Origin of the sequence: Streptococcus sp. GMD1S (assembly GCF_000296875.1) — a bacterium.
In the GTDB taxonomy this organism is placed as follows: domain Bacteria; phylum Bacillota; class Bacilli; order Lactobacillales; family Streptococcaceae; genus Streptococcus.
Map to the genome: position 1 here is coordinate 1 of NZ_AJQY01000174.1, position 1,044 is coordinate 1,044.

2 protein-coding genes are annotated in these 1,044 nt (G+C 39.4%); both read right to left on the reverse strand.

Features of this window, described 5'->3' with window-relative positions; translation table 11 throughout:
- Positions 1–58: 58 nt before the first annotated feature.
- On the reverse strand, positions 59–541 hold the full coding sequence (greA, locus tag GMD1S_RS08065) for a transcription elongation factor GreA (protein WP_000818765.1): 483 nt from the start codon (positions 539–541) through the stop codon (positions 59–61).
- 62 nt (positions 542–603) lie between these two features.
- Positions 604–1,044: endolytic transglycosylase MltG (gene mltG, locus GMD1S_RS08070; protein WP_000293967.1), on the reverse strand; the 441-nt coding region annotated here is incomplete at its 5' end.

Below are 1,044 nucleotides of genomic sequence, written 5' to 3' on the forward strand. Positions count from 1 at the left end.
AAAAAACCAAAAAGGAGTTGAGCAAGGCAAAACCTTCACTACTCCTTTTTCATCCTATTTAGGCTGTTTTCTCAACCTTTAAGATTTTGACATCATAGCTACCAACTGGTGTTTCAATCGTTGCAGTATCGCCAGTCTTCTTGCCAATCAAAGCACGGCCAATCGGACTTTCATTTGAGACTTTACCAGCAAAAGCATCTGCACCTGCAGAACCGACGATGATGTAGACCTCTTCTTCGTCTTCACCGACTTCTTGGATTGTTACTGTCTTACCGATTGCTACCTCATCTTGGGCAACTGCATCGCTATTAACAATTTCAGCATAGCGAATTTTTGTTTCTAGACTTGAAATTTGACCTTCAACAAAAGCTTGTTCATCTTTCGCTGCTTCATACTCACTATTTTCTGAAAGGTCTCCATAGGAACGAGCAATCTTGATACGCTCTACGACTTCAGGACGTCGAACGAGTTTCAACTCCTCTAATTCTTTTTCTAGTTTTTCCTTTTCTTCAAGGGTCATTGGGTAAGTTTTTTCTGCCATTTTTTTAACTTTCTTTTCTATTTACTTTTTTAAAACAAAATTATGTGGAAAACCACATAATTTTAGTTTGAACTACTTGCTTGAGGTAACTTGCTATTGATATGCTCTGCAACGTTTTGATCATGTTCTTCTTTTGTTGTCGCAAAGTATACTTTACCGTCTTCAACATTGGCTACAAAGTACAAGTACTCACTCTTTGTCTGGTTTACACTTGCTTCAATCGCATCCGAACTTGGGCTATCAACCGGTCCAGGCATGAGGCCAAGGTGTGTGTAAACATTGTATGGTGAATCAATCGTTGTATCAATTCCAGCGTCATCTGCTAAACTAATCTTTTGACCAAGTTTTCCTTGAGCATATAGGATAGCGATATTACTTTGAAGTGGCATACCGGCATTCAAGCGGTTATAGAAGACACCTGCGATTTTCTTGCGGTCTTCGGTCTTAGCTCCTTCTTTTTCGACAAGAGAAGCAATGCTGAGCAATTCATTAACTGTCAGATT